The organism is Paenibacillus sp. Pae15, assembly GCF_024519685.1.
Taxonomy (GTDB): domain Bacteria; phylum Bacillota; class Bacilli; order Paenibacillales; family NBRC-103111; genus Paenibacillus_G; species Paenibacillus_G naphthalenovorans.
In genome coordinates this window covers 1-2,239 of record NZ_JALJRM010000065.1, presented here as the reverse complement: position 1 = coordinate 2,239, position 2,239 = coordinate 1, and the positions used below count along the sequence as shown (strand labels likewise).

Annotated in this window: 1 rRNA gene; it reads left to right on the top strand. The window is 54.7% G+C overall.

The window, feature by feature from the left end:
• A 23S ribosomal RNA gene (locus NR121_RS24835) occupies positions 1 to 2,235 on the top strand; the annotation flags it as partial.
• Positions 2,236 to 2,239 lie beyond the last annotated feature (4 nt).

Genomic DNA, 2,239 nt, shown 5'->3' with positions numbered 1-2,239 from the left:
AGGGCGAATGAGTTTGCAGGCGTAGACCCGAAACCGTGTGATCTACCCCTGTCCAGGGTGAAGGTGCGGTAACACGCACTGGAGGCCCGAACCCACGAATGTTGAAAAATTCGGGGATGAGGTGGGGGTAGCGGAGAAATTCCAATCGAACTCGGAGATAGCTGGTTCTCCCCGAAATAGCTTTAGGGCTAGCCTCGGGAGATGCGTCGTGGAGGTAAAGCACTGATTGGGTGCGGGGCCCGCCAAGGGTTACCAAGTCCAGTCAAACTCTGAATGCCACAGACGTTAACCCGGGAGTCAGACAGTGAGTGCTAAGATCCATTGTCAAGAGGGAAACAGCCCAGATCATCAGCTAAGGTCCCCAAGTGTGTGTTAAGTGGGAAAGGATGTGGAGTTGCGCAGACAACCAGGATGTTGGCTTAGAAGCAGCCACCATTCAAAGAGTGCGTAATAGCTCACTGGTCGAGTGACTCTGCGCCGAAAATGTAACGGGGCTAAACACACCACCGAAGCTATGGCTAGATATGAAAATATCTGGGGTAGGGGAGCGTTGTAACAGCGTTGAAGGTTGATCGTGAGGACAGCTGGAGCGGTTACAAGTGAGAATGCCGGTATGAGTAACGAAAAGATCAGTGAGAATCTGATCCGCCGAAAGCCTAAGGGTTCCTGAGGAAGGTTCGTCCGCTCAGGGTAAGTCGGGACCTAAGGCGAGGCCGAAAGGCGTAGTCGAAGGACAACAGGTTGAAATTCCTGTACCACCGTGAACCGTTATGAGCAATGGGGTGACGCAGAAGGATAGTGACGCGAGCTGATGGATGCTCGTCCAAGCAGTGAGGCTGGTGTGCAGGCAAATCCGCACATCGAAAGGCTGGGCTGTGATGGGGAGGGAAATTTGGAGTACCGAAGGTCATGAGTTCAGGCTGCCAAGAAAAGCCTCTAGCCAGGGAGAAGGTGCCCGTACCGCAAACCGACACAGGTAGGCGAGCAGAGAATGCTAAGGCGCGCGGAAGAACTCTCGTTAAGGAACTCGGCAAAATGACCCCGTAACTTCGGGAGAAGGGGTGCCCCGGTAGGGTGAATAGCCCGAGGGGGCCGCAGTGAAAAGGCCCAAGCGACTGTTTAGCAAAAACACAGGTCTGTGCGAAGCCGCAAGGCGAAGTATACGGGCTGACGCCTGCCCGGTGCTGGAAGGTTAAGGGGAGCGGTTAGGGTAAGACCGAAGCTGTGAACCGAAGCCCCAGTAAACGGCGGCCGTAACTATAACGGTCCTAAGGTAGCGAAATTCCTTGTCAGGTAAATTCTGACCCGCACGAATGGCGTAACGACTTGGGCGCTGTCTCGACGAGAGATCCGGTGAAATTTTAATACCTGTGAAGATGCAGGTTACCCGCGACAAGACGGAAAGACCCCATGGAGCTTTACTGCAGCTTGATATTGGACTTTGGTACGATCTGTACAGGATAGGTGGGAGCCAGAGAAGCATGAGCGCCAGCTTGTGTGGAGGCGACGTTGGGATACCACCCTGATCGTATCGGAGTTCTAACCTGGTGCCCTAAGCGGGTATGGGGACAGTGTCAGGTGGGCAGTTTGACTGGGGCGGTCGCCTCCTAAAGCGTAACGGAGGCGCCCCAAGGTTCCCTCAGAATGGTTGGAAATCATTCGCAGAGTGCAAAGGCAAAAGGGAGCTTGACTGCGAGACAAACAGGTCGAGCAGGGACGAAAGTCGGGCTTAGTGATCCGGTGGTACCGAATGGAAGGGCCATCGCTCAACGGATAAAAGCTACCCTGGGGATAACAGGCTTATCTCCCCCAAGAGTCCACATCGACGGGGAGGTTTGGCACCTCGATGTCGGCTCATCGCATCCTGGGGCTGAAGTAGGTCCCAAGGGTTGGGCTGTTCGCCCATTAAAGCGGTACGCGAGCTGGGTTCAGAACGTCGTGAGACAGTTCGGTCCCTATCTGTCGCGGGCGCAGGAAATTTGAGAGGAGCTGTCCTTAGTACGAGAGGACCGGGATGGACGTACCGCTGGTGTACCAGTTGTCTCGCCAGAGGCACGGCTGGATAGCCAAGTACGGAAGGGATAAGCGCTGAAAGCATCTAAGCGTGAAGCCCCCCTCAAGATGAGATTTCCCAGTAAGTAAGACCCCTTGTAGACGACGAGGTAGATAGGTTCGGGGTGGAAGCACGGCAACGTGTGGAGCTGACGAATACTAATCGGTCGAGGGCTTATCCAAAAAA